The following is a 20,618-nucleotide window of genomic DNA, read 5'->3' on the forward strand; positions in this document are numbered from 1 at the left end:
AGAAGATCATGACCTCTTCGCCGAATAGATACTTCGTCCGCGAGGCCGACGTCAGAACCTATTCGCCCGCCAACCACTCCGGCACCGTGAACCGCCGCCTTATCGGCCGCGAGACCGTCGGTGCGGAGCAGCTGGAAGTGGTGCTTGGCACCATCGAGCAGGGGCAGGGCGCCCACCCCCATCACCACGATGGCATCGAGCAGGTCTGCTACATGCTTGCCGGCCAGGCTCGCGCCGAGGTCGGCGGCGAGGAAACCATCCTCAATCCGGGCGACACCTGCTTCTTTCCCGCCGGCATGGAGCACGTCTTCACTGCGATCAGTGAAGAGCCTGTTCGTGTCCTCGTCGTCTACGCGCCGCCGTACGCGGAAAAGGTCTGAGACCTTTTGCGCGCCCGAACCCGCGCACCTGAGCAATCAACACCAAGAAGATGCCTGAGAAGAGCTCGGCAAGAGCCCCCAAGGGTACCCCTGATATTTCCTAGGAGGAACACACTCATGAAGACCCTTACCCGACGCCTCTGCCTGCTTGCGGGCGTGGCGGCCCTTGCCCTCGGCCCCATCACCGCCCAGGCTGCGGACGTGACGCTGAAGCTTGCTGACAGCCTTCCCGCCGGTCACTCCATCACGAAGAACGCCACGGCCTTCTTCTTCGAGAAGGCGAAGGATGCCTCCGGTGGCAAGCTCGACTTTCAGCACTTCCCCGCCCAGCAGCTCGGCAAGGCCAAGGACCTGCTGATGGTCACCCAGACCGGTCTCGCCGACATCGGCTACATCGTCCCGAGCTATGTGTCGGAGAAGATGCCGCTCGGAGCTGTGGCGGAACTGCCCGGCGGCTTCAAGTCGTCCTGCGAAGGGGCGATGGCCTACTGGCAGCTTGCAAAGCCCGGTGGCATGCTCGACGAGCTGGAGTTCAAGCCGAACGGGGTGCGCGTGCTGTATGTGGTGGCGCTGTCGCCCTACCAGGCCATCTTCTCCGAGAAGGCGGACTTCAAGGGCTTCGAGGATTTCAAGGGGCGCAAGATCCGCTCCAATCCGGGGCCCATGGAATTGGGGCTGGGTAACCTTGGTGCCGTGCCGATCCGCATGACGCCGCCGGAAATCTTCGATGCCATGACCAAGGGCACCATCGATGGCGCCCTTCTTCCCTACACCTCGACCTTCTCGTACGGCCTCGACAAGGCGGTCAAGTCCGCCACCATCGGCCAGAACTTCGGCACGGTCGGCATCACGTATTCGATCAACCAGAAGAAGTGGGAGAGCCTGCCCAAGGATATTCAGGAGGCTCTCACCAAGGCTGGCGAGGAGACCGTGTCGCACGCCTGCGCGATCTTCGATCAGGAGGAGAAGGAGCTTGCGGGCAAGCTGAAGGAGCAGGGCACGCTTCTGGTGGAGTTCACGCCGGACCAGGAAAAGATCCTGTCCGAGAACTTCGACACCGTCACCAAGGAGTGGGTCGCGAACCTCGAGAAGCGCGGTGAACCCGCCGAGAAGGTGCTTGCCGCCTTCCGGGCCGCAGTTGCCTCCCAGCGCTAAGCCGCTGTTCGACAAGGGCGGGAGGGCTGTCCTCCCGCCCGCGCCTTTCGGCCGGCACCGGCCGCCGGGCGCTTTCCTTTCGACTGACAATCCGGAGCTGCACAATGGCGGGCTTGTATTATGAAGACTTCGAGCCGGGGCGGGTGTTCGACCATGCGATCACCCGCACCGTGACCGAATACGACAACATGATGTTTTCCTGCCTGACCATGAACCCGCAGCCGCTCCACATCGATCGGCATTTCGCGGCCAAGACCGAGTTCGGCCAGCCTCTGGTGAACAGCCTTTTCACCCTCGGTCTGATGATCGGCATCACGGTGGCGGACACGACGCTCGGCACCACGATCGCCAATCTCGGCATGAGCGACATCCGGTTTCCCAAGCCGGTGTTCCAGGGGGATTCCCTGCGCGTCCAGACGCTGGTCGTCTCCAAGCGCGACAGCAAGTCGAGGCCGGAAGCGGGCCTGGTGGAATTCGAGCACAAGGCGTTCAACCAGGACGACGTGGAGGTGGCCGTCTGCCGCCGCCAGGCCTTCATGCGCCGCCGGCCGAAGGGGGACCGTGATGTCGCCTGAAGGCCCGATACGGCCAGAGCCGCGCTCCTATCTGTTCGTGCCGGGAGACGCTCCTGCCAAGATGGCCAAGGCCGTCCGGGGCGGTGCCGATGCGTTGATCCTGGATCTCGAGGATTCCGTTGCGCCGGCCCGCAAGGACGCGGCCCTGCGGGAGGTCTGCGGGTTTGTGGCTGCGGCCGCAGACCGCCCGCGCCCGCTCCTTTATGTTCGCCTCAATGGCACCGAGCCCGCGCGTGCGTTGGCCGAGCTTGCCGCGCTTCCGCTTGGCCCCCTGGCGGGGATTGTCTGGCCCAAGCTCACCTCCATTTCACAGCTCGATCCCGTCTCCCATGGCCTTGATGCCCTGGAGGCCCGCGACGGCCTGCGGCGCGGGCATGTGGGCATTGTCGGCATCGTGACGGAAACCGCGGCCTCGCTTCTTGCGGGCGCGGATCTCGGCCGGGGGCACCCGCGTCTTCAGGGCTATACCTGGGGCATGGAGGATCTCTCCGCCGATCTGGGGCGCGCGCCCTTGCCCGGGCGGACTGACGCGACCCGCATGCTCGCCGCCCACGCCCAGACCTTCTGCCTTCTCGCGAGCGTCGCGGCCGGCATCACGCCCATTGATGCCGTCGATCCGAACTTCCGCGATCTCGACGTTCTGACTGCGGATTGCCGGCGCTCCGCCGAACTTGGCTTTCGCGCCCGGATGGCGATCCACCCGGCCCAGCTTGCGCCCATACACGAGGGCCTTGCTCCGTCCGCCGAGACCCTCGACTGGGCGCGCCGGGTGCTGGAGCTTGCCGCCGAAAACCCCGATGGTGCCGCCTTCCAGCTCGACGGCCGCATGGTGGACCGTCCTCATATCAAGATCGCCCAGACCCTCCTCTCTCGGACAATGGCTCCATGACCCCGCTGCTCTCAGGCATCCGCGTCATCGACATCACCTCGATCGTGCTCGGCCCGTTTGCCGGGCAGGTGCTCGCTGATCTCGGTGCCGAAGTCATCAAAATCGAACCGCCTGCAGGCGAACTGTCGCGTTCCGTCCATCCGGTTTCCCAGGCCGGTGACAGCGCGATGTTCGTGAACAACAACCGCAACAAGAAGAGCGTTGCGGTGAACCTCAAGTCGGCCGAAGGCAAGGACGTGCTGCGCAGGCTCATTGCCTCGGCGGATGTCCTTCTGCACAACATGCGGGTGGACGCCATCAACCGGCTGGGCTTCGGCTTCGAGGCGGTGAAGGCGATCAATCCGCGCATCATCTATTGCTCGGCCATCGGCTTCGGCCAGGATGGGCCCTATCGTGATCGCCCTGCCTTTGACGACGTGATCCAGGCGGCGAGCGGGCTTGCCATGCTTCCCACCCATGCCGGCGGCGACCCCGCGTATGTCCCCAGCGTGGTGGCCGACAAGGTGGCCGCGCTCTATGCCTCCTACGGCATCCTTGCGGCGATTGCCGGCCAGGCCCGCGGGCAGGTCGAGGCGGTGGAGGTGGAAGTCCCCATGTTCGAGGCGCTGGTGGGTTTTCTGCTCAACGAGCACCTTGCCGCGGCCACGTTCTCCGAGGCCCCGGAAGGGGCCGGCTATCACCGGCTGTTCTCGCGCAACCGCAAGCCCTACCGCACCAGCGATGGCTGGGTCGCCGCGCTGCCTTATACCGGAGAGCAGTGGCGGCGCATCCTGGTGGAGATCGGGCGTGAGGATGTCACCAGAGAGCCCTGGTTCGAGAACGCGGGGGCGCGCAGCCAGCGGGTTGACCTGCTGTACGGTTATCTCGCCGTTGCGGTTCTGGACCGGCCCACGCAGGAGTGGCTCGACACGTTCGAGCGGCTCGACATCCCCTATTCCAAGGTCAACGATCTCGACGACCTTCTGGCCGATCCGCATCTGGAGGCGGTGGGGTTCTTCGCCCCTGGCGGACAAGCGGCGATCGGTGCGCAACGCGCGCTGCGCCAGCCTGTGGTGTTCCGGGGACCGAAGCCGGCACCGGACCGGCCGGCCCCCGCGGTGGGCGGCGATACGGCAAGCATTCTGACAGAGCTCGGCTTCTCGCGGGAGGAGGTGGAGCGGCTGCACAGGGATGGCGCCATAGGGCGCACGCAGGAGGATGACGCGTGAGAGAAACGACAGACGAGGACTACGGCAGGATCGGGACCGGGTTCTTCTTTGAAGACCTGAGTGTCGGCATGCGCTTCCGCACGGCCGGGCGCACGCTTACGCAGGCGGATCTGTCCGCCTTCTGCAACCTCACATGGCTCACCGAGGAATTGTTCACCAATGCGGCGCATCGCGCCGAGATGGCGCTGCCCGATCAGGTCGTGCCCGGTGCTCTGGTCTATGGTTTCGCGGAGGGGCTGCTGCTGCCGATGATGCAGGACACGGGCCTGGCCTTCCTGGAGGCCGATGTGAAGGTGAAGGGCCCGACCGTGGTTGGGGACACCATCACGGTGTACTGCGAAGTGGTCGAGGCGCGGCTTACCTCCAAGGGCGGCAGGGGGCTGGTGCGCACATTCAACTCCGTGCGCCGTGCCGACGGAACGGAACTGCTGACCTACAATCCGTTGCGCATGATCAAGGCGCGCAGCGCCGGGTGAAGCGGTGCGGTGGCATGCTGAGCAGTTCTCCGTTCGAAGGGGCACCTCGTTGCTCTACCGACCTTGCCGTCCGATTTTCGGGGAGGTGCTCAGCTATCACGCGCCGTGGGAATAAGTTGAGAGTGCCTGAGCCGGCTTTTGTGCCGCACCTGCCAGCATGTTCCGGCCGAGAGGGCAAGATCCTGCATGGTGAACTGCGGTAGCTCTTGCGGTTTTCCGGGGGCTCGGCTATCCACGTCAGTGGGACACCCCTCCCCAACGAGGGGCCCGTGTTTGGCTGAAATAGATCATATATTTCAGTTTCTTGAGGATTTCCGAGGCTTGGCCTGTGTCACTTCTGTGTCAAACAGGCGATCCGTGACAGTGCGGTCGGTCATCGCGTGAGCGTAGGTCCGGACCAGTGTCGAAACGTCCGCCCATCCGCCCCGCTCGGCCACGGTCTTGACGTCGAGCCCCGCATGCAGCGCTGCGGTGGCGAAGCCGTGTCGGCAGGCATGGGGAGACAGGTGCGCAATCCCGGCGCGCTTTATGGCGGCATCCCACGCCTTGCGTACGTTCTCTCGGCCGAGGTATCGGAACACCCGGTCATCCGGGTCCCGGTTCGACGGGATGTTGGAGAGCGCGGCGACCAGGCGCGGTGGCAGGTGCGCGATGCGCTCCCGTCCGGTCTTGGTCTGTCGGACAAGCGCCGTGCGCGCGTTGAGATCGACGCTCGACCAGGTCAGCTCGACGGCCTCGCCAATTCTCGCTCCCGTACCGAACATGAAGAGGGCCAGCGCGCCAAGGTGTGGCGAGGCGTGAGCGGCGAAGGTCTCGCACCACTCACGGGTGGCGGGCGTCTTGATGGCCTTGGGGACGGGGAAGCGCTTGACCTTGAGGTGGCTGCACCATCCGTTGTCAGCCGCATAGTTGATGACCGCCTGGGTCGGGACGATGGCCTGCCGGTTGCGTGTGGCCGGGCCAGTGCCGGGATAGAGCGCGATGGCGGCTGCGCGAACGGCCCGATCGGTAATGTCGCGAACGAGCGTGTCTTGCCAGTGGTCCTCGACGCGCGCCAGAAACCGCGTCGGCTTGCCGGCCTGCCGATAGGCGATGGCCGCATCTGCAAAGGTCAGCGTCGCGCCGGGGCCATCGAGATGACGCGTCCATTCCCTTTGCTCGCGCTCCGCTGCGATCCTTTGCGCTCTTGCGCGGTTCTCAGTCGACGTAGTGCCTCGTACCCGCCGTCCGGCGACGGTGCCCCTGTAGTGCCAGATCCGCCCGCCCGGGCGGCGATAGAGGGTGAGGGGCATGGGCGGGTCGCCTCCATGAGCGTCTGAACGTCGCGCGCCGTAAAGATCATCCGTTTTCCGATCTTGGAGCAAGCTCCAAGCTCGTGCGCCATTTGTCGTAGCCGACGCTCGGAGACCCCGAGGTGGCGCGCCAGTACCGCCGGGGTCGTATAGTCCGGCAACAGTTGCTCGCTCATCAAGTCGCCTCCACGTATCCGGGAATGTCGAGCCCGGCGAGCACGTCGTCGGGGACGTTGAAGAAGCTCAGGCGTCCCGGGCAGCGCACCGGCTTCAATGCCCGGGCCGGGCGCTCGAGCACAAACCCATGCGGCCCGTGGAACCACGGGCTGGCATGGTTGGGCACGCAATCGGTGATCGTGACGGCGCCGACGATGGCGCCGGTCGCGGCCTGCTGGTCATAGGCGTTGCGCAGGAGGGCCAGACTGGCCCCGGTCTGCCGTGCGCACAGGCTCAACATGCCGTCGATCTCGTCGCGCTCGACCGTCTGCCCGGCATGGATCAGCACGGGGCCGCGAAAGCTGGTGCTCCACGTCCGGTTCTCGACGGGTTTCAGGCCGGTGACGATCGCCCATGCCCAGGGCTGTCTGATGCTGAGGGCTTTCATGCTCGACTTCCTGCGGTTGAGGGGCACCACCGGCGGGTGGAGAGGGGCTCCCGCCGGTGGCCTGCTCGCGCGGGGAGGGGGATGCCCCGCGCGGGACGGGGTCAGGCCGGGCCGTTCATCCCGAGCGCCTGCATGTAGAGGTCGAGAACGGCTTCCTCCTCCTCGCGCTCATGCGGCTGCTTCTTGCGCAGGGAAATGACCTTGCGCAGGATCTTCGCATCGAAACCGTTCCCCTTGGCCTCGGCGTAGACGTCCTTGATGTCGTCTCCGATGACCTTCTTCTCCTCCTCGAGCCGCTCGATGCGCTCGATGAAGGCGCGGAGCTGGTCCGCTGCAATTCCGCCTGCATCACTCATGTGTCGGTTTCCTTCTGGTCGGGCAGGGGACGCCCCTGCCAGGGCGTGAGGTCGGTCTCGTCCTCATGTTGCCGGCGCAGGCCCATGGTCAGGGCGGCCACGCCGGCAAGGGCCGCCGCGACGAGCACAAACAGCGCCGCGCAAAACGCGATCCCCAAGACAATGAGGGCGAGGGCGGCGAGCTTGCTCATGCGGCACGGTCATCTCGGCCGGGTGCCTGCGCGTCGGCACGGCCGCGCATCACTCGACCATTGCGCGCAAAACGGATTAACTGAGATTGTGCGCGGTGCATCAGGAAGGGTGGGATTATGAGCGACGAGGACGAAGCAAGGCGCGTGCGGCAGTTGCAGGAAGCGGCCCGAACAGAAGCACATTCGGCGTTGCTGTATGCGCTGATGACTGCTCTCGCGGCGAAAGGGGCCCTCGAGCAAGAGCAGTTCGCGGCGCTCCGCGCATGTGTCATGTCGGAAATCGAGAGCGCGGAATACAACCTGGCTCGCGACCCGCTAGACCGTCGGCATATGCGGGGTTGGGCAATGGAAGAGGCAAGCCGCATCCTATCCCTCACGAGAGTCTAGGACGGGGTACGGATTGTCCCGCAACCACTTCTCCTTGGCCTCCTCGATGGAGGGCAGGTCATCCCGGCTATAGCCTTCGGAGATCATCCGCCAGCGCTGTTTCCAGAGAGGGCGGAGATGCTCTCCAAGACGCATGGCGTGCTCGAAAAGCCGCACCCGATGCTCTACAGGGGGCGGCTCGATTGCCTTGACGCGCTTCTCGAGACCGCCTGCGCGACCTTCAAGCTCGGCAGTTTGGGCGGCAAGGCGCGCCTCGGTTGCCGCCTGACGGGCGTCGAGGTCGGCAACGAGAGCTTCCAGCGCTTTCAAACGGGCAAGGAGGCTGGCGACTTTTACGGGCGTATCGGGTGTTGATGGCATGGCGTCCCCCATCGGCTAGCGATTGGGGAGTACGATAAGAGGACTATTCCTATCAATCAATAGGCAAAAATCTTCTTACCTGCGTCCGCCTTTCGCTGGGGCGTAGGGGTTACAGGAAGTGCGATTGCCTTTCTGAAATACGAGCTTCTAATTCTACCAGCTACACTCTTTCCGGAGAGGTTCGATGGCTGTCTCTAGTCCGGAAATTTGAAACGTCGCGATTATCGGGTTGTTTCCATACGGTGTCATCTTCATTATGACTTGGTTTTTTCCAATCATTTGCTTAATAACAGGAATTGCTTGTCGCCCGTTCCATAGTCCTAGGGAACGATTGTTTGTGGATTCTCTCATGCCAATGGTGCGGGCGGGCTCTTGATCAATCCGATAGGTAACGTCGCCATAGTTAGAATAGTTGCTTGAAGTCATGTGACAGCCGGTGTTTATGATTATAGCTGTAGTGTTTTCTCTGCACCGCATGACGAGGTGAATTTTCTCGCCACGGCTCCAGCTGCAATTTACAGCTTCGTCAGACTCAACAGTAAGGAATACGTCTGTTTGATCCGTGAGTTTGTTTTTTTCCGTAGTAACTATCCACTTCCCGTCACTTTGACTGGTGATTGGGGTAGGGGTTCTGCCGACTTCTCGATCATAGCAAGCAAGTCTGTCGAGATCGTTCTCAATACTGGCGCATGTGGATGGGTCGGCTTTGACTGATGTTATCGCGAGGCTTGCGGTTGCTGCAAAAGCCGTTCTTACTAAAATACCCTGCATACCTTCTTCCCCTCCCCTGGCTTCTATGTATGTCGTAGAATGTCTTTGCTGCTGTTGCTCGGGCACCCAAGTGCGTCGAACTACATTGTAAACCGACCGACATAGCGGCCAATAACCATCAGTTCGTCAATTCCCATCATGTATTCAGAATGACGGGTATTGTCAGATATCACGCGCACTCGGTTTTCTCGCACCTCAAGTCGCTTGACGATCAATCCGCCGAACAAGTCAATAATTGCATAGATACCATCAGGGGAGGGCACCCTATGTCGAGTGTCGATGAAAACTGTATCGCCGCTCGACAGTGTAGGCTCCATGCTGTCGCCTTGGACCGAGAATGCCGCAAGATGGCGCGGTGGTACATTTATGCGATCATGGATCCACGGCGGGAGGCGCCAGTAATCGCGCACGAGTTCGGCGGTAAAGGTTAATCCGTTGCCATTACTGTCGACAACATGCGTACTTAGCCCTCCACCTCCAAGACCAGCTGTGACATCAATTTCAGGTGTCGTATCTGCCGGAACAGGTTTCTTGCCGTCTTCAGTTATTATCTCACGGGTCGCTGTTGCGTCTGAAGGTGAGCGGCGTGGTCCGCCAATGTCTTCTTCATCTAAATTTAAAATGGCCGCTAACTTCAGGCGGTCGCGTTCTTTAAGTTCGCGAGGGATGCCGCGAGTCAGGAACTGTTGCAGATAGGCGTGATTGCGACCCATCCGCAAAGAGATGTCCTTGTAGTCGAGATCGAGCTCGGTAGCTCTCTCGATGATCCGTTTCCTGACGATATCCATTGGAAAATTCCTATTGGATTGACAATCGCCCGTGAAATAGTAATTCTCCTCTCAATCGGCAGGAATAGGCCTATAGAGGTGGCGCGTGAGCGAGGTTGAGGCATTCATCAAGTCTGTTGAGCGGTTCATCGCCGTGCGTGAGTGGACGGCTACCCGATTTGGTCGAGAAATGGTGAACGATCCGCGCTTTGTGTTTCAGCTTAGGAAGGGGCGTGAACCAAGATCATCAGTACGCCAGCGGGTCCTGGAGAAAATGCGCGAGGCGGTGTCATGAGCCTCTGTGTTTCTGCCCTTTCAAATGTCTCCTCTGACCGGCGGATGCTTAGTCCGAGCGCACCCGCCGGCCCGCACGTTTTGGCGTTTCGCGCGCGGGCCGGCCCCTTTGGCGGCTTGTGGCTGGCGCCCCGCGAGGCGGTGCGGAGCGCCGCTGCCGGCTGGCGGGCCGGCACGGGCACAGTCGCATGGGTTCCGCAATTTCTCATTTCCAAGGTCTCAGCCTGATTGGAGGACTGCATGACGCTGCTCAAGAGGCGGGCGTTCGGCTCCGTGCATGACGCCATCGACCGTGCGCTGGAGGAAATCCAGCGGGTCTCCGGAGAAAAGGGCATCGCGGCGGCGGCCGCGACGCTCGGCTGTTCTCAGTCGCTGATCTACAAGGCCAGCGATCCGGACATGGAGGGCGTGGAGCTTTCGCTTTTGCGCGCCGGCATGCTGACGCAGGTTTTCGGCATCCGGGAGCTGGCCGAATGGCTGGCGGACAAGGCGGGGTGCGACCTGGTGGAGCGGACGCCGGCCAGCGGGCCGGGGTTTTCCGGTGTTCTGGCCGCCCTTGGCCAGACCGTTCAGGACCTCTCGGACCAGCATCTTTCCGATGACGATGTGCGCAACATCCAGGCGCTCATCCGCAAGCTGCATGGGCTCATGGCGACGGACCGCGCTGCGGCCGGGGCCAGCCTGCACGAGGTACGGACATGAGCGCGCGGGGCGGATGCGGCCCGCTGGCCGGGTGGACGACCGAGCGGACGCACAGGCTGGACGCCGCGGCGGACCGTTCGCGGCTGGCGGGGCTGATCATGTGTGTTCTGGCGCTGGCGATCGTCGCCGCCGTGCTGGCGGGGTGCCGGGCATGAGCGCGGGCCGGTTTACCCCTCAGGAGCGCAAACACGCGCGGCTGGTGCTGGGGCTGTTCGTGCAGGGTGCCGACCATGCCGGGCGTGACATGACCGACGCGCCGGGCGTGCTGGAGGATTTTCGCGCGGGGCGGTTCATCTCCGACGCGGCGGTGCTGGAGATCGCGGCGTGGCTGGAGCTCACGCTCGGCGACCTGACCCGGGCGGCGGCGGTGGCGGCGGCGCGGGACGGGCGGCTGTTTACCCGTGCGCGGAGCAACGGGAGGGCGGCGGCGTGAGTGGTGAGCCCATCATGCGCGGCCGTGAGGTCGTCGATCATGTCGAAGACGGTTGGGAGCTCTGGCATGTGTCCAAGGACGCGTTGCCGGGCCGTTGGGAGTTGCGTCGTCGCGCGGAAAGCGTGCCGGTGCATTGGGATGCGATCGAAGGGGTGCGGCGCCATTTCCTGAAATGGTTTGGCGAGTACATGACCGAAGAGCAGGTCGGCCGCTACACTTGGGTATACCGGCACAAGCAGCGCGCGCTCTCTCTGTCGGGGAGGGCTCCGGCGTGAACCGTGACTATGCCCATGTGCTGACCCGCCCGCAGGCGCTGGACTGGACCAGCTTCGGGCGGGCGCTTGCCGCCGAAATCCGCCTGCGCGGGCTCACGCTGCAGCAGGTGGCCGACGAGGTGCGGCTTTCGCGCGCCACGATCAGCCGTGCTTCCACCGGGCATGAGGTGGGGCTCGTGGCGCTGCTGAAGCTGTGCGTGTGGTGCGATCTGAACCCGTTCGAGCTGATGCGGCCCGACGACCGGAGGCCGGCGGAATACGTGCGCCCGGTGGCGGAGAGGGGGTGTTTCACGTGATCACCCCTCTGAAACTATCTGAAAACATTGAGGTCATGCGCGCGCAACTGGATGCGGCGGCTCGGGATCTCGACCGGCGCCGGGCGCAACATGAGCGCCGGCCGGATGATCAAGGCGCCTATGTGCGTTTTCTGGAAGCGGCACTCGCGTTCGAGAAACTGCGGGCACGGCTCGAGGTGCTGGATCTCGCGCGGCGGAACGTTCGCCTGCAGCGGCATCTCGATTTGGCAAGCCGGGAACTGGCGCGGCGTTGCGCCCAAGTGGAAGCGTTCGGGCGGTTGTCCTCAACGATCAAATGCCGGCGCGGTGAGCCGGCGGCTCGGCCCGCACGGCGGGCAAAGAGCGGAGACGACCTCTTCGCGGCGGACGAGGGGAGGGTGGCGTGATGCTGTCAGTCGTCGTCTTTGCGCTCGGCCGGATCGCGGTATTTGATCGCGGTCTCAATCTCCGGGGGCATGTTCTTCGGAGGGCGGTCCGTCCATGCCCAGATGGCGGTGAGCTTGGTGTGTTCGTCGATCAGAACGTCTTCGAGGTCGGCCGTCGACAGATTGGCCTCGGCAAGGTCCGCGCCGGACAGATTGGCCTCGGCAAGGTCCGCGCCGGACAGATTGGCGCGACGAAGTCTCGCGCCGGACAGATTGGCACGGTAAAGGTCCGCGCCGGACAGATTGGCGCGACGAAGTCTTGCGCCGGACAGATTAGTCTCGGCAAGGCCCGCGTCGGACAGATTGGCCCAAGCAAGTCTCGCGCCGGACAGATTGGCGCCGTCAAGGCCTGCGTCGGACAGATTGGCCCGGGCAAGTCTCGCGCGGGACAGATTGGCGTTGAAGAGGCGCGCGCCGGACAGATTGGCACCGTAAAGGTCCGCGCCGGACAGATTGATCTTGGCAAGGAACGCGTCGGACAGATTGGTCTGGGCAAGGTTCGCGCCGGGGAGAGTGGCGCCGACGAGGCGAACGCCGGACAGATTGGCACTTGCGAGGCTGGGGGACCACTTAGCCTCTGCTTCCAATTGGCGACCGCCCGGGATTGCTTTCGGCAGGGCTGTGGCGGCGGTCAAGGCTTCCTGGACATCCGGGCCGAGGTTCTCGGAGGCTTTGTGCTCCTCGGCGGCACCCTCTGCTTCGTCTGCGGCTTCGGGCTGTTTGAGCGCGCGTTCCCTGGACTTCTCCCGGATGAAGGCGAAGAGCAGCGACTGGACGATGATGTAGCTCTCTTCCGGATCGCTGATCGCCAGTTCGCGCAAGCCATAGATGCCGGCGATGCGCACCGAGAGCTCTTTACTCTCCAGCATCAGGGCACCTTTCTGGTAGCGATCCACGTTCAAGCCGCGCTCTGCCACCCGTTGTTGACGGTTCGCGGTTTCAGCTTGTCGGCTGGCAGTGTTCGTCCTGCGCCAGGCAAGCCAGAGCGCGGGAACCGCGAGCGTGAGAAGCCCAAGGTTCCGCAGGATTTCCGAGCGGTTTCCGCCCCAATAGTCGCGCGTCCAGATCTCCGCGCCGGAGGTGGCGAGCGCCACAAGGCCGACAGCGGCAATGCCCAGAAAGCCCCCCCAGACCAAGGCCTCGGGGGCTTTCAGCGAGGTGTCCCGCGCGGGCGGCTCTGGGGCGTGCGTGGGAGGGGTGTCTTCGGCCATGAAGCGCTGTTCCAAAACGGTTTAATCAACGCCGACATCCGACCAGAGATTGCGCCCACGCGCAATGGGATGGCCGCGTGATGGGCAAGCGCAGCACCTTCGAGCGTGTCGACAAGGACTTTTACCGCACCTTCGACCCGCGTGCGGTTGTGCCGCTCCTGCCACATCTCGGCGGGGTGCGGAGCTTCTGCGAGCCCTGCGCGGGGGCGGGCGATCTGGTGCGCCAGCTTGAGCGGGCCGGGCTGACCTGTGCCGCCGCCTACGATCTGGCGCCCGGTGACGGCTGGATCGAAACGCGGGACGCGTTGACGCTCCAGCGTCCGGACCTTGCCGGGGCGGATTGCATCATCACCAACCCGCCATGGTCGCGCGCCGTGCTGCACCGGATGATCGTCCGGTTCGCCGTGCTGGCGCCGACGTGGCTGCTGTTCGATGCCGACTGGATCCACACCTCGCAGTCCGCACCCTTCCAGCCCTTGCTTTCGCGTGTCGTCTCCGTTGGCCGCCTTTGCTGGATCGAGGGAACGGGAATGACCGGCAAGGACAATTGCGCCTGGCACTTGTTCGACGCGGTGACCGCTCCGGCTCCGGCGCGCTTCTTCGGGAGGGCGGCGGCATGAGGGGATTGTCGGTGCATGTCGCGGCCGCACGGGCGGTTCGCCGTCTCGTGATTATGCACCCGCTCGGCACGCTTGGCGTTGCCAGGGAGTTCGGCGTTTCCGAAGCCGATGTCTGGAACCTCATGAGGTTGTCGGAATGAGCGCGTTCGCCCTTGGCGGGCTGGCGGACACCATCGTGGCGCGGGCGGTAGCCGCGCGGGAGACCTGGCAGGAGATCGAGGCGGTCATGCGGGACAATCCGGAGTTTCGGGCATGGGTGGACAGGGCGCGGGCGGTCGAGATCGGCACGTTTGCCCGCGCTCGGGGACTGACGCTGCGCGGCACGGGCGAGATGGTCGGACCCTGTCCGGACTGTGGCGGCAGCGACCGTTTTGCCATCAACACCCGCAAGCAGGTGTTCAATTGCCGGGGTTGCGGGGCGGGTGGCGACGTAATCGCGCTCGCGGAGCTTGTGCTCCATTGCGACTTCCGCGAGGCCTGCCGGGTGCTCACCGGCGAGGATGCACCGGACGGGCGCGCCGGCACGGTGGACCATGAGGCGGTGCGGCGCGCGGCCGAGCAGCGCGCCCGCGACGAGGCGCAACGCGCGGCCGAGGAAAACGCCTGGCGTGAACGCGAGCGCGCCAAGGCCTATGAGTTCTGGCGCTCGGGTCGGCACCTCGACGGCACGGAAGCGGCCGACTATCTGGCGGGGCGGGGGCTTAGCCCGGTGCTCGACCGGGTGCGGCTGCGCCATGTGGATGGGCTCGACTACTGGCACCAGCGCACCGAGCCGGGCCGGAAAAAGCCCGCGCCCTTCGTGTTGCATCACGGCCCGGCCATGCTGGCGCCGATCACCGACGACGATGACCGGTTTGCCGGTGTGCACATGACCTGGTTCCTGCCCATGCGGCCGGGCGAGAAGGTCGATCTGGCCGATCCGCAGTCAGGCGAGGCCCTGCCGGCGAAGAAGATCCGGGGCAGCAAGCGGCGCGGGTGGATCCGCCTCATCACGCCGGCGCGGTTTGACCGGCTGGTGGTGGGGGAGGGGATCGAGACCGTGCTTTCCGTCGCCGTGGCGGAGCTTGGAACGCCGGCGTTCGAGCGCACGGCCTATTGGTCCTCCATCGACCTGCAGCACCTGGGCGGCCGTGCGGCGGACCGCGTGGCGCATCCAGAGCTCAAGACCCGCAGCGGGCGGGCACAGACCGTGCCGGGCGGCATGCCCGCGGGCGATCCGGCCGCGCCCATGCCGCCGGACTGCGTGCGGGAGATCCTGACCCTTGGCGATGGCGACTCCGACCGGTTCACCGCCGACCTGGTGCACGCGCGCGCGGCCCGCAGGTGGGCACGTGACGAGCGGACAATCCGCCCCGCCTTCGCACCCGAGGGCGCGGACTTCAACACTGTGCTGCGGGGGGTGGCGTGAGCGAGAAAGATCAAACGGGCGAGCCCGGACGCGAAACCACGCCCGGGGGAGAGCAGGGCGGATCGCGCACGGCGCAGATCCGAGAAATCATAGCCACCGCACAGCAACCCAGCCTCGCCGACGACACCCTCGACGATGAGGACGAGGTTGCGCCGGGTAGCGCGACACAGGCACAGGACTGGGGCTTTTCGGTCGAGCGCATCAACAAGGAATGGGCGCTCGTGCTGATCGGTTCCAAGGCCGTGATGGTGCGCGAGAAGCCCGACGCGCCGATCGAGGATCGGCTGCGCATTGTCCAACTCGATTCGTTTCGTGTCCTGCTGTCCAACCGACCGACGCAGGTTGTCGGCGCCGATGGCAAGATCAAGACGATCACCTGGGCCAAGCGATGGGAGGGGGACCGGGACCGACGCCAGTTCGACGGGATCGAGTTCTTTCCAAGTCCGGACAAGGCCAAGGGCACGAAGGGCTATCTGAACCTTTGGCGTGGCTTCTCGGTGAAGCCGAAGGCGAAGCCGGGCGGCTATACGATCTTTCGTGACCATATCCTGACCAACATCTGCCGGGGTGACGAGGATCTGTTCCGCTGGGTGTTCGGCTGGTTCGCGCACATGGTGCAGCGGCCGCGAGAGCGCATGGGAACGGCGATTGTCGTTCGCGGCCTCATGGGCACCGGCAAGTCGGTTCTCGGTGAGGTCATGGGCTCACTGATTTCCGCTCACTACTTCCAGGTGGACGATCCGCGCTACATCACCGGGCAGTTCAACGCGCATATGTCCGCCTGTCTGCTGTTGCAGGCGGAGGAGGCTGTTTGGGCCGGTGACAAGGTCGCCGAAGGGCGGCTCAAGGGGCTCATCACGTCCTCGACGCAGATGATCGAGAGCAAAGGTGTCGATCCCTTCCGGCTCGACAACTATGTGCGCGTTCTCATGACCTCGAATGAGGACTGGGTCGTGCCGGCCGGCAAGGATGAGCGGCGCTATTGCGTGCTCGACGTCGCTCCGACGGTGAAGGAGAACCACGGCTACTTCGAGGAGATGTTCGCCGAGCTCGACAACGGCGGGCGCGAAGCGCTGCTGGCGGATCTTCTGGCCTTCGACCTTTCCACGGTGAATCTGAGGCGGATCCCGCGCACGGGAGCGCTGCTGGAGCAGAAGCTCCGCTCGCTCGATAGCGTCGACAGCTTCTTCTACGAACGTCTCCACGAGGGGTGCCTGTTGCGGGCGGACACGTCCTGGCAACCGGATGGCTACGTCGTGCGCCAGCAGCTCTACGACGAATATTTGACGGTTGCCGACAAGGTGGGCGTGAAGCGACGAGCGGAAATGAACCAGTTCGGCCGCGCGCTCAAGAAGCTCATTCCGACAATTCAGGAGACACGGCCACGCGATATCGCGGGCCGCAAGCGGGCCTATGTGTTTCCCGATCTGATCGAGGCGCGGGTCATGTTCGAACAGGCGGTCGGGCAGGCCGTTGACTGGCCCGACGACGGCTTCCACCCCGAAAACCCGGCCCCGGAGAGCGCAGGATGAGAGGGGGAGAACGGTCTCCGCCGGTGTGCGGTCCATGCGGAGCGTGGACCAGCGGGCCAAGGGTGGACCGGGAAAACATAATAAAATCAAGGGCTGGTCCATGTGGTCCACATGGTCCACGTAAAATCGAGCCCCGTGCGCGCGTGAGCGCGAAAGCGCGAAAGCGCTTTCACCCCTTCGGGCCTGTTCTCCCTCGGGGCGGAAACTGCGTGGACCACATGGGCCGAAAGGCTAAGCGACTGAGAAGACAAGCGGAATGCGGTCCATATTCCTTGTTTTCTTGACTGGACCAACATGGACCACATGGACCAAGGCGGCGAGGCAATGGCAATGGCGAGCGAGGCGGCGATGATGGCGGACTTTCACACTCACCAGGCGCTCAACGCGCTGGACTGGTATCTGATCTGGGCCAACCCGAAATGCGAGGCGCGGGCACTGGCAGGGCTCCGGGCCCTCGGTGTGGCGGGGTATCGCCCGATGCTGAGGGAGGTGCGCGTGCACTATCGCAGCAAGAAGCGGGTCGAGGTCGAGCGGGCGATGTTTGTCCGCTATCTGTTCGCGGGGATCGATGAGGCCCGTGGGCAGACGCTTGCCGCCGTGCGGGAGTGCGATGGCGTCGAGGGGCTGGTGTCTTTCGCCGAAGACGGCGCGCCGCTGAGGGTGCCGGCGGCTGATTTGCTGAGAGTAGTCAGCTATGAACGAGAGGCTGCGACAGGCAAGCGTCGCGCTCCGGTGTCCTTCGCGATTGGCGACAAGATCCGGATCGTTGCCGGCCCGTTCAGTGGAATTGAAACGGTCGTAAGCGCGTATGAGGCGCGTAAGGAACGCTTGAAGGCGGATGTTGAAGTCTTGGGTGGCGTGCGTCAGGTCCGCGTCGGCGTTGACAGTGTTCGAAAGCGCGCATAATCATTCTGGCAGGATGACTCGTCTGATCCCTCAGGGCCTCGGCAATGCCGGGAGCGACCTAGGAGGCGGGCCCGGCCACTGAAGACGCAGGATATGCGGAAGTGGCGCGAAGGATTCTTATTGCTTGATGTTCTTCTGGCTTCATCACCCGGCCCGGCACACCCGAGCCGGGCTTTTTTGTGCCCTTTAGCCGGCGGGTCCTTCCTGGCGCTCAACTCAATACGGGCGGCCTTAGCGCAAGACTTCGCCAGATGGACCTGATTTTCGCAGGGTTGACTTGGTTGACCGGGTTGACGGTTCAAGGTGACAGAGGTTGACCATGGGCGTTGACATGCTGGACACACCGGAGGCGGACGTCTGGGTCTCCATGGTCGAGTTGGCCCGCATGACGGGCGTCTCGAAGCAAGCGGTGTCAAAGCGCGTTGCCCGCTATGTCTCAGACGGCCTCCTGCAGGTGCGCCAGCAGGGCCGGTCGCGGATGATAAACGCGGCGGCTTACACCCGACTCGTCCGGGACATGACCGACCCGGCGCAGTCGCTGCGGAATCCCGCCCAGATCACGCGCCTTCCCGAACGTGTCGCGCCTACCTCCGTGCCCTCCGGCGCCGAGGAGGCCGATCCGCTTGAACCGCAAGACAACCGTGGAACCTACAATGCGTCGAAAGCCCGCAAGGCGGCCTTCGATGCGGAGAATGCGCGTCTCGACTACCTGGAGCGCATCGGCAATCTCGTTCGCAAGGACCAGGCCGACGCAAAGCTCTTCGATGTTTCGCGCCGGATCCGTGACCGCATGCTGAGCTTGCCGGCGGTCTGTGCGGAGCGTCTGGCAGCGGCGCCCGATGCACGAGCAATCAGGGTGATGCTGGCCGAAGAGATCCGGGGGGCTCTTGCCAGCGTTGCCCGTGAGCTCGAGGACGACAGTGGCAGCGCCTCCGAGGCGGAAGCCGTCGTGATGGACGAGGCTGATCATGATGGCGACGAGGGAGATTGAGGCGCGTTCCGAGGCGCTTCTCGCTGCGAACCTTTCCGGTCTCTCGGTTGCTGCGGCGGAAGGGCTGCGCCCGGATCAGCACATGCGGGTGTCCGAGTGGGCGGAAGCGCATCGCCTCGTGTCCGAGGACTCCGCCGTCCCGGGGCCGTGGCGCAATGACACGGCACCTTACCTGACCGAGCCCATGGACCGCCTGTCGCCGGATGATCCGATTCCGGAGGTTGCGATCATCAAGAGCGCGCAATCCGGCGGCTCGGCTCTCGCGGAGAACTGGCTCGGCTACATCATGCACAAGGCCGCCGGGCCGGCCATGTACATCCAGGCGACCATTCAGGCCGCGATGGACTGGAAGGACGAGAAGCTTTCGGCGACGATTGAAGCCAGCGACGTTCTGAACCCGGACAAGGGCGGCGTGGTACTTCCGGTCAAGGATCGATCCGGAAAGGGGTCCACGTCGAAGCGGCTACGGTTTCGCGGGGGCTTCCTGCTGTTTGGCGGCGCCAATTCCGCCGCATCCCTTCGCCAGCATTCGATCAGGTACATGGTGCGCGACGACACCTCCGCCTGGACGGACAATGCGGACAAGGAAGGCAATCCCGACTGGTTGTCGGAACAGCGGCTGAAGACCTTCAAGAAGTTCGGCCTGTCTAAGTCGCTCGACGTTTCGACGCCGACGATCAAGGGAGAAAATATCGACGCGAAGTATGAGCGCAGCGACAAGCGCCGCTACTACATGGTGTGCAAGTGCTGCGGCATGCTGAATGATTGGGACTGGTCTGACGTGCAGCGTCAGAAGTCGCCGCCCTACCGTGCGCATGTGGTTTGCTCCTCCTGCAAGACCGAGCACTTCGAGGCCGACAAGCGCGCGTTCATGGCAGAGGAGAACGGAGCCCGGTGGGTTCCTACGATCGCCGACGAACATGGCGAGGTTCCGCTGTCCTGCATTTCGGTGGAGGAGGCCGAGTGGTGGCGCAATCGGGCGCTTGGGGTGACCCGGGCCGGCTATCACTTCACCGGCTTCATGGCTGCCTTCGAGATGTGGGACGAGCTTGCCCGTCTTGAAGACGAGGCGGGCGATGATCCCGAAAAGCTGAAGCCGTTTCAGAACACCTCGCTCGGTCATGCCTACGAGGCCAAGGGCGATGCCCCTCCTTGGGAAACGCTTGCCGCGCGTCGCGAGGCAGACTGGCAGCGGGGGCAGGCGCCCGCTGAAGTGCTCTATGTGACGCTTACCGCCGATATCCAGCAGACCGGCATCTATTGGGAGCGGGTCGGCTGGGGGCCGAACAAGCGCAGTTGGGCAATCGATCACGGGTTCCTGCCGGGCGATACGTCAGTCGCCAATGACGGGGCCTGGCCGAAGCTCGACCAGGTTGCCGATCAGGGATGTCGTCATGCCTCGGGTGCCGTGCTCCATGATGACCTGATCGGGGTGGACTGCGGTTACCACTCCGATGCGGTCTATGCCTGGACACGGCGACGGCCAAACGCGCTGAACCTCAAGGGTGTCGACGGTTGGTCGCGCCTGCCGATTGACCGAGCGCAAAATGCCGAGGTCAAGAAGACCGGGCTGTCGGCCGGCAAGGCCAAGAAGTATGGCGCGCGCGTTTGGCTTGTGGGCGGCTGGGGCATCAAGTCCACGCTCATGACGCTCCTGTCCCGCTTGCCGAAGGAAGGTGGTTCCGATTGGCCTCTTGGCTACTGCCACTTCCCGGCCAACGCGGAGAATGACTACTTCCGCCACCTGGTCTCCGAGTATGTCGCGGTGGAGAAGACGAAGCGCGGGCCGACGCGGATGTGGAAACCTCGCGGCCCCAACCACTGGCTCGACTGTCGCGTCTACGCCTGGGCCCTGACGCACTTTGCCGGGCTTTGGGCGTGGGGGGATGAGCAGTGGCAAGAACGCGCCGACTACATCAACGGCCTTGTCCAGACGGGGCGTGATCTGTTCGGGCCGGAAGCTCCGTCGACCGTGACACCTGCCGTCGTCCGGCACGTCCGGGAAGACGGCGACGAGACGCCTTCAACCGAGGACAAGCCGGCAGAGCGCCCGGCTCGAAAGGCCGAAGACCGTTTCGGCCTCGATGCCCTGGCACGGCTCAACAACAGGTAAC

29 protein-coding genes are annotated in these 20,618 nt (G+C 64.2%); 22 read left to right on the forward strand and 7 right to left on the reverse strand.

Annotated features, from left to right (window positions below):
• Positions 1-8: 8 nt before the first annotated feature.
• The 6 genes from ACSLUQ_RS18560 to ACSLUQ_RS18585 all read left to right on the forward strand — a co-directional run bounded on the left by ACSLUQ_RS18560 (position 9) and on the right by ACSLUQ_RS18585 (position 4,683).
• Positions 9-380 (forward strand): cupin domain-containing protein, encoded by a 372-nt coding sequence (locus ACSLUQ_RS18560; RefSeq protein ID WP_417773029.1) that lies wholly within the window; start codon positions 9-11, stop codon positions 378-380.
• A gap of 117 nt (positions 381-497) precedes the next feature.
• On the forward strand, positions 498-1,535 hold the full coding sequence (locus ACSLUQ_RS18565) for a TRAP transporter substrate-binding protein (protein WP_417773030.1): 1,038 nt from the start codon (positions 498-500) through the stop codon (positions 1,533-1,535).
• A 104-nt stretch (positions 1,536-1,639) separates the two neighbouring features.
• Positions 1,640-2,110 (forward strand): MaoC family dehydratase, encoded by a 471-nt coding sequence (locus tag ACSLUQ_RS18570; RefSeq protein ID WP_461809352.1) that lies wholly within the window; start codon positions 1,640-1,642, stop codon positions 2,108-2,110.
• A complete protein-coding gene (locus ACSLUQ_RS18575; RefSeq protein WP_461809353.1) occupies positions 2,100-2,999 on the forward strand; it encodes an HpcH/HpaI aldolase/citrate lyase family protein in 900 nt (299 codons plus the stop codon). Before ACSLUQ_RS18570 ends, ACSLUQ_RS18575 begins: the two co-directional genes overlap by 11 nt.
• The gene (locus ACSLUQ_RS18580) at positions 2,996-4,207 is read left to right on the forward strand and encodes a CaiB/BaiF CoA transferase family protein (protein WP_461809354.1); all 1,212 of its coding nucleotides are present in this window, start codon (positions 2,996-2,998) and stop codon (positions 4,205-4,207) included. Before ACSLUQ_RS18575 ends, ACSLUQ_RS18580 begins: the two co-directional genes overlap by 4 nt.
• Positions 4,204-4,683 carry a MaoC family dehydratase gene (locus ACSLUQ_RS18585; protein ID WP_417773034.1) on the forward strand — a complete coding sequence of 160 codons (480 nt, stop codon included), beginning with the start codon at positions 4,204-4,206 and terminating at the stop codon, positions 4,681-4,683. The genes ACSLUQ_RS18580 and ACSLUQ_RS18585 overlap by 4 nt, the downstream gene beginning before the upstream one ends.
• A 296-nt stretch (positions 4,684-4,979) precedes the next feature.
• Here the strand turns inward: ACSLUQ_RS18585 and ACSLUQ_RS18590 are convergent, their stop codons facing one another.
• From ACSLUQ_RS18590 to ACSLUQ_RS18605, 4 genes are all read right to left on the reverse strand, one after another.
• Entirely contained in the window at positions 4,980-5,975 is a 996-nt protein-coding gene (locus ACSLUQ_RS18590) for a tyrosine-type recombinase/integrase (RefSeq protein WP_461809355.1), read from the reverse strand.
• 175 nt (positions 5,976-6,150) lie between these two features.
• Positions 6,151-6,579 carry an ASCH domain-containing protein gene (locus tag ACSLUQ_RS18595; RefSeq protein ID WP_461809356.1) on the reverse strand — a complete coding sequence of 143 codons (429 nt, stop codon included), beginning with the start codon at positions 6,577-6,579 and terminating at the stop codon, positions 6,151-6,153.
• A 101-nt stretch (positions 6,580-6,680) separates the two neighbouring features.
• Positions 6,681-6,935: a DUF2312 domain-containing protein gene (locus ACSLUQ_RS18600; protein ID WP_461809357.1), complete on the reverse strand. Its 255-nt coding sequence runs from the start codon at positions 6,933-6,935 to the stop codon at positions 6,681-6,683.
• Positions 6,932-7,126 carry a hypothetical protein gene (locus tag ACSLUQ_RS18605; protein ID WP_461809358.1) on the reverse strand — a complete coding sequence of 65 codons (195 nt, stop codon included), beginning with the start codon at positions 7,124-7,126 and terminating at the stop codon, positions 6,932-6,934. The genes ACSLUQ_RS18600 and ACSLUQ_RS18605 overlap by 4 nt, the downstream gene beginning before the upstream one ends.
• Before the next feature lie 117 nt (positions 7,127-7,243).
• On the opposite strand from ACSLUQ_RS18605, the gene ACSLUQ_RS18610 reads away from it, so the two are divergent.
• Complete coding sequence (locus ACSLUQ_RS18610) at positions 7,244-7,513, forward strand: hypothetical protein (RefSeq protein ID WP_293717356.1); 270 nt, start codon at positions 7,244-7,246, stop codon at positions 7,511-7,513.
• Positions 7,514-7,630: 117 nt separating this feature from the next.
• Positions 7,631-7,867 carry a hypothetical protein gene (locus ACSLUQ_RS18615; protein WP_461809359.1) on the forward strand — a complete coding sequence of 79 codons (237 nt, stop codon included), beginning with the start codon at positions 7,631-7,633 and terminating at the stop codon, positions 7,865-7,867.
• A 159-nt stretch (positions 7,868-8,026) separates the two neighbouring features.
• Here the strand turns inward: ACSLUQ_RS18615 and ACSLUQ_RS18620 are convergent, their stop codons facing one another.
• Entirely contained in the window at positions 8,027-8,644 is a 618-nt protein-coding gene (locus ACSLUQ_RS18620; RefSeq protein WP_461809360.1) for a type VI secretion system-associated protein TagO, read from the reverse strand.
• An 80-nt stretch (positions 8,645-8,724) separates the two neighbouring features.
• Complete coding sequence (locus tag ACSLUQ_RS18625; RefSeq protein WP_461809361.1) at positions 8,725-9,432, reverse strand: S24 family peptidase; 708 nt, start codon at positions 9,430-9,432, stop codon at positions 8,725-8,727.
• Positions 9,433-9,517: 85 nt separating this feature from the next.
• Between ACSLUQ_RS18625 and ACSLUQ_RS18630 the strand changes: the two genes are divergently transcribed.
• From ACSLUQ_RS18630 to ACSLUQ_RS18660, 7 genes are all read left to right on the forward strand, one after another.
• Positions 9,518-9,706, forward strand: coding sequence for a hypothetical protein (locus ACSLUQ_RS18630; RefSeq protein WP_461809362.1), 189 nt, complete (start codon positions 9,518-9,520; stop codon positions 9,704-9,706).
• Positions 9,707-9,945: 239 nt separating this feature from the next.
• Positions 9,946-10,407, forward strand: coding sequence for a hypothetical protein (locus ACSLUQ_RS18635; RefSeq protein WP_461809363.1), 462 nt, complete (start codon positions 9,946-9,948; stop codon positions 10,405-10,407).
• Positions 10,404-10,562, forward strand: a complete 159-nt coding sequence (locus tag ACSLUQ_RS18640; RefSeq protein ID WP_461809364.1) for a hypothetical protein — start codon at positions 10,404-10,406, stop codon at positions 10,560-10,562. Before ACSLUQ_RS18635 ends, ACSLUQ_RS18640 begins: the two co-directional genes overlap by 4 nt.
• Positions 10,559-10,840 (forward strand): hypothetical protein, encoded by a 282-nt coding sequence (locus tag ACSLUQ_RS18645; protein ID WP_461809365.1) that lies wholly within the window; start codon positions 10,559-10,561, stop codon positions 10,838-10,840. Before ACSLUQ_RS18640 ends, ACSLUQ_RS18645 begins: the two co-directional genes overlap by 4 nt.
• Complete coding sequence (locus ACSLUQ_RS18650) at positions 10,837-11,115, forward strand: hypothetical protein (protein ID WP_461809366.1); 279 nt, start codon at positions 10,837-10,839, stop codon at positions 11,113-11,115. Before ACSLUQ_RS18645 ends, ACSLUQ_RS18650 begins: the two co-directional genes overlap by 4 nt.
• On the forward strand, positions 11,112-11,411 hold the full coding sequence (locus ACSLUQ_RS18655; protein ID WP_461809367.1) for a helix-turn-helix domain-containing protein: 300 nt from the start codon (positions 11,112-11,114) through the stop codon (positions 11,409-11,411). Before ACSLUQ_RS18650 ends, ACSLUQ_RS18655 begins: the two co-directional genes overlap by 4 nt.
• Entirely contained in the window at positions 11,399-11,797 is a 399-nt protein-coding gene (locus tag ACSLUQ_RS18660) for a hypothetical protein (RefSeq protein ID WP_461809368.1), read from the forward strand. Before ACSLUQ_RS18655 ends, ACSLUQ_RS18660 begins: the two co-directional genes overlap by 13 nt.
• A gap of 5 nt (positions 11,798-11,802) precedes the next feature.
• Here ACSLUQ_RS18660 and ACSLUQ_RS18665 read toward each other — a convergent pair whose 3' ends face one another.
• Entirely contained in the window at positions 11,803-13,047 is a 1,245-nt protein-coding gene (locus ACSLUQ_RS18665) for a pentapeptide repeat-containing protein (protein ID WP_461809369.1), read from the reverse strand.
• A gap of 80 nt (positions 13,048-13,127) precedes the next feature.
• On the opposite strand from ACSLUQ_RS18665, the gene ACSLUQ_RS18670 reads away from it, so the two are divergent.
• From ACSLUQ_RS18670 to ACSLUQ_RS18700, 7 genes are all read left to right on the forward strand, one after another.
• Positions 13,128-13,667: a hypothetical protein gene (locus ACSLUQ_RS18670; RefSeq protein ID WP_461809370.1), complete on the forward strand. Its 540-nt coding sequence runs from the start codon at positions 13,128-13,130 to the stop codon at positions 13,665-13,667.
• On the forward strand, positions 13,664-13,807 hold the full coding sequence (locus ACSLUQ_RS18675) for a hypothetical protein (protein WP_461809371.1): 144 nt from the start codon (positions 13,664-13,666) through the stop codon (positions 13,805-13,807). Before ACSLUQ_RS18670 ends, ACSLUQ_RS18675 begins: the two co-directional genes overlap by 4 nt.
• Positions 13,804-15,075 (forward strand): DUF7146 domain-containing protein, encoded by a 1,272-nt coding sequence (locus tag ACSLUQ_RS18680; RefSeq protein WP_461809372.1) that lies wholly within the window; start codon positions 13,804-13,806, stop codon positions 15,073-15,075. The genes ACSLUQ_RS18675 and ACSLUQ_RS18680 overlap by 4 nt, the downstream gene beginning before the upstream one ends.
• On the forward strand, positions 15,072-16,607 hold the full coding sequence (locus tag ACSLUQ_RS18685; protein WP_461809373.1) for a DUF5906 domain-containing protein: 1,536 nt from the start codon (positions 15,072-15,074) through the stop codon (positions 16,605-16,607). Before ACSLUQ_RS18680 ends, ACSLUQ_RS18685 begins: the two co-directional genes overlap by 4 nt.
• Positions 16,608-16,901: 294 nt before the next feature.
• A complete protein-coding gene (gene nusG / locus ACSLUQ_RS18690) occupies positions 16,902-17,513 on the forward strand; it encodes a transcription termination/antitermination protein NusG (protein WP_461809374.1) in 612 nt (203 codons plus the stop codon).
• Positions 17,514-17,832: 319 nt separating this feature from the next.
• A complete protein-coding gene (locus ACSLUQ_RS18695) occupies positions 17,833-18,504 on the forward strand; it encodes a MarR family transcriptional regulator (protein WP_461809375.1) in 672 nt (223 codons plus the stop codon).
• On the forward strand, positions 18,482-20,617 hold the full coding sequence (locus ACSLUQ_RS18700; protein WP_461809376.1) for a terminase gpA endonuclease subunit: 2,136 nt from the start codon (positions 18,482-18,484) through the stop codon (positions 20,615-20,617). The genes ACSLUQ_RS18695 and ACSLUQ_RS18700 overlap by 23 nt, the downstream gene beginning before the upstream one ends.
• The last annotated feature ends 1 nt before the right edge of the window (position 20,618 follow it).

The organism is Stappia sp. ICDLI1TA098, assembly GCF_054880955.1.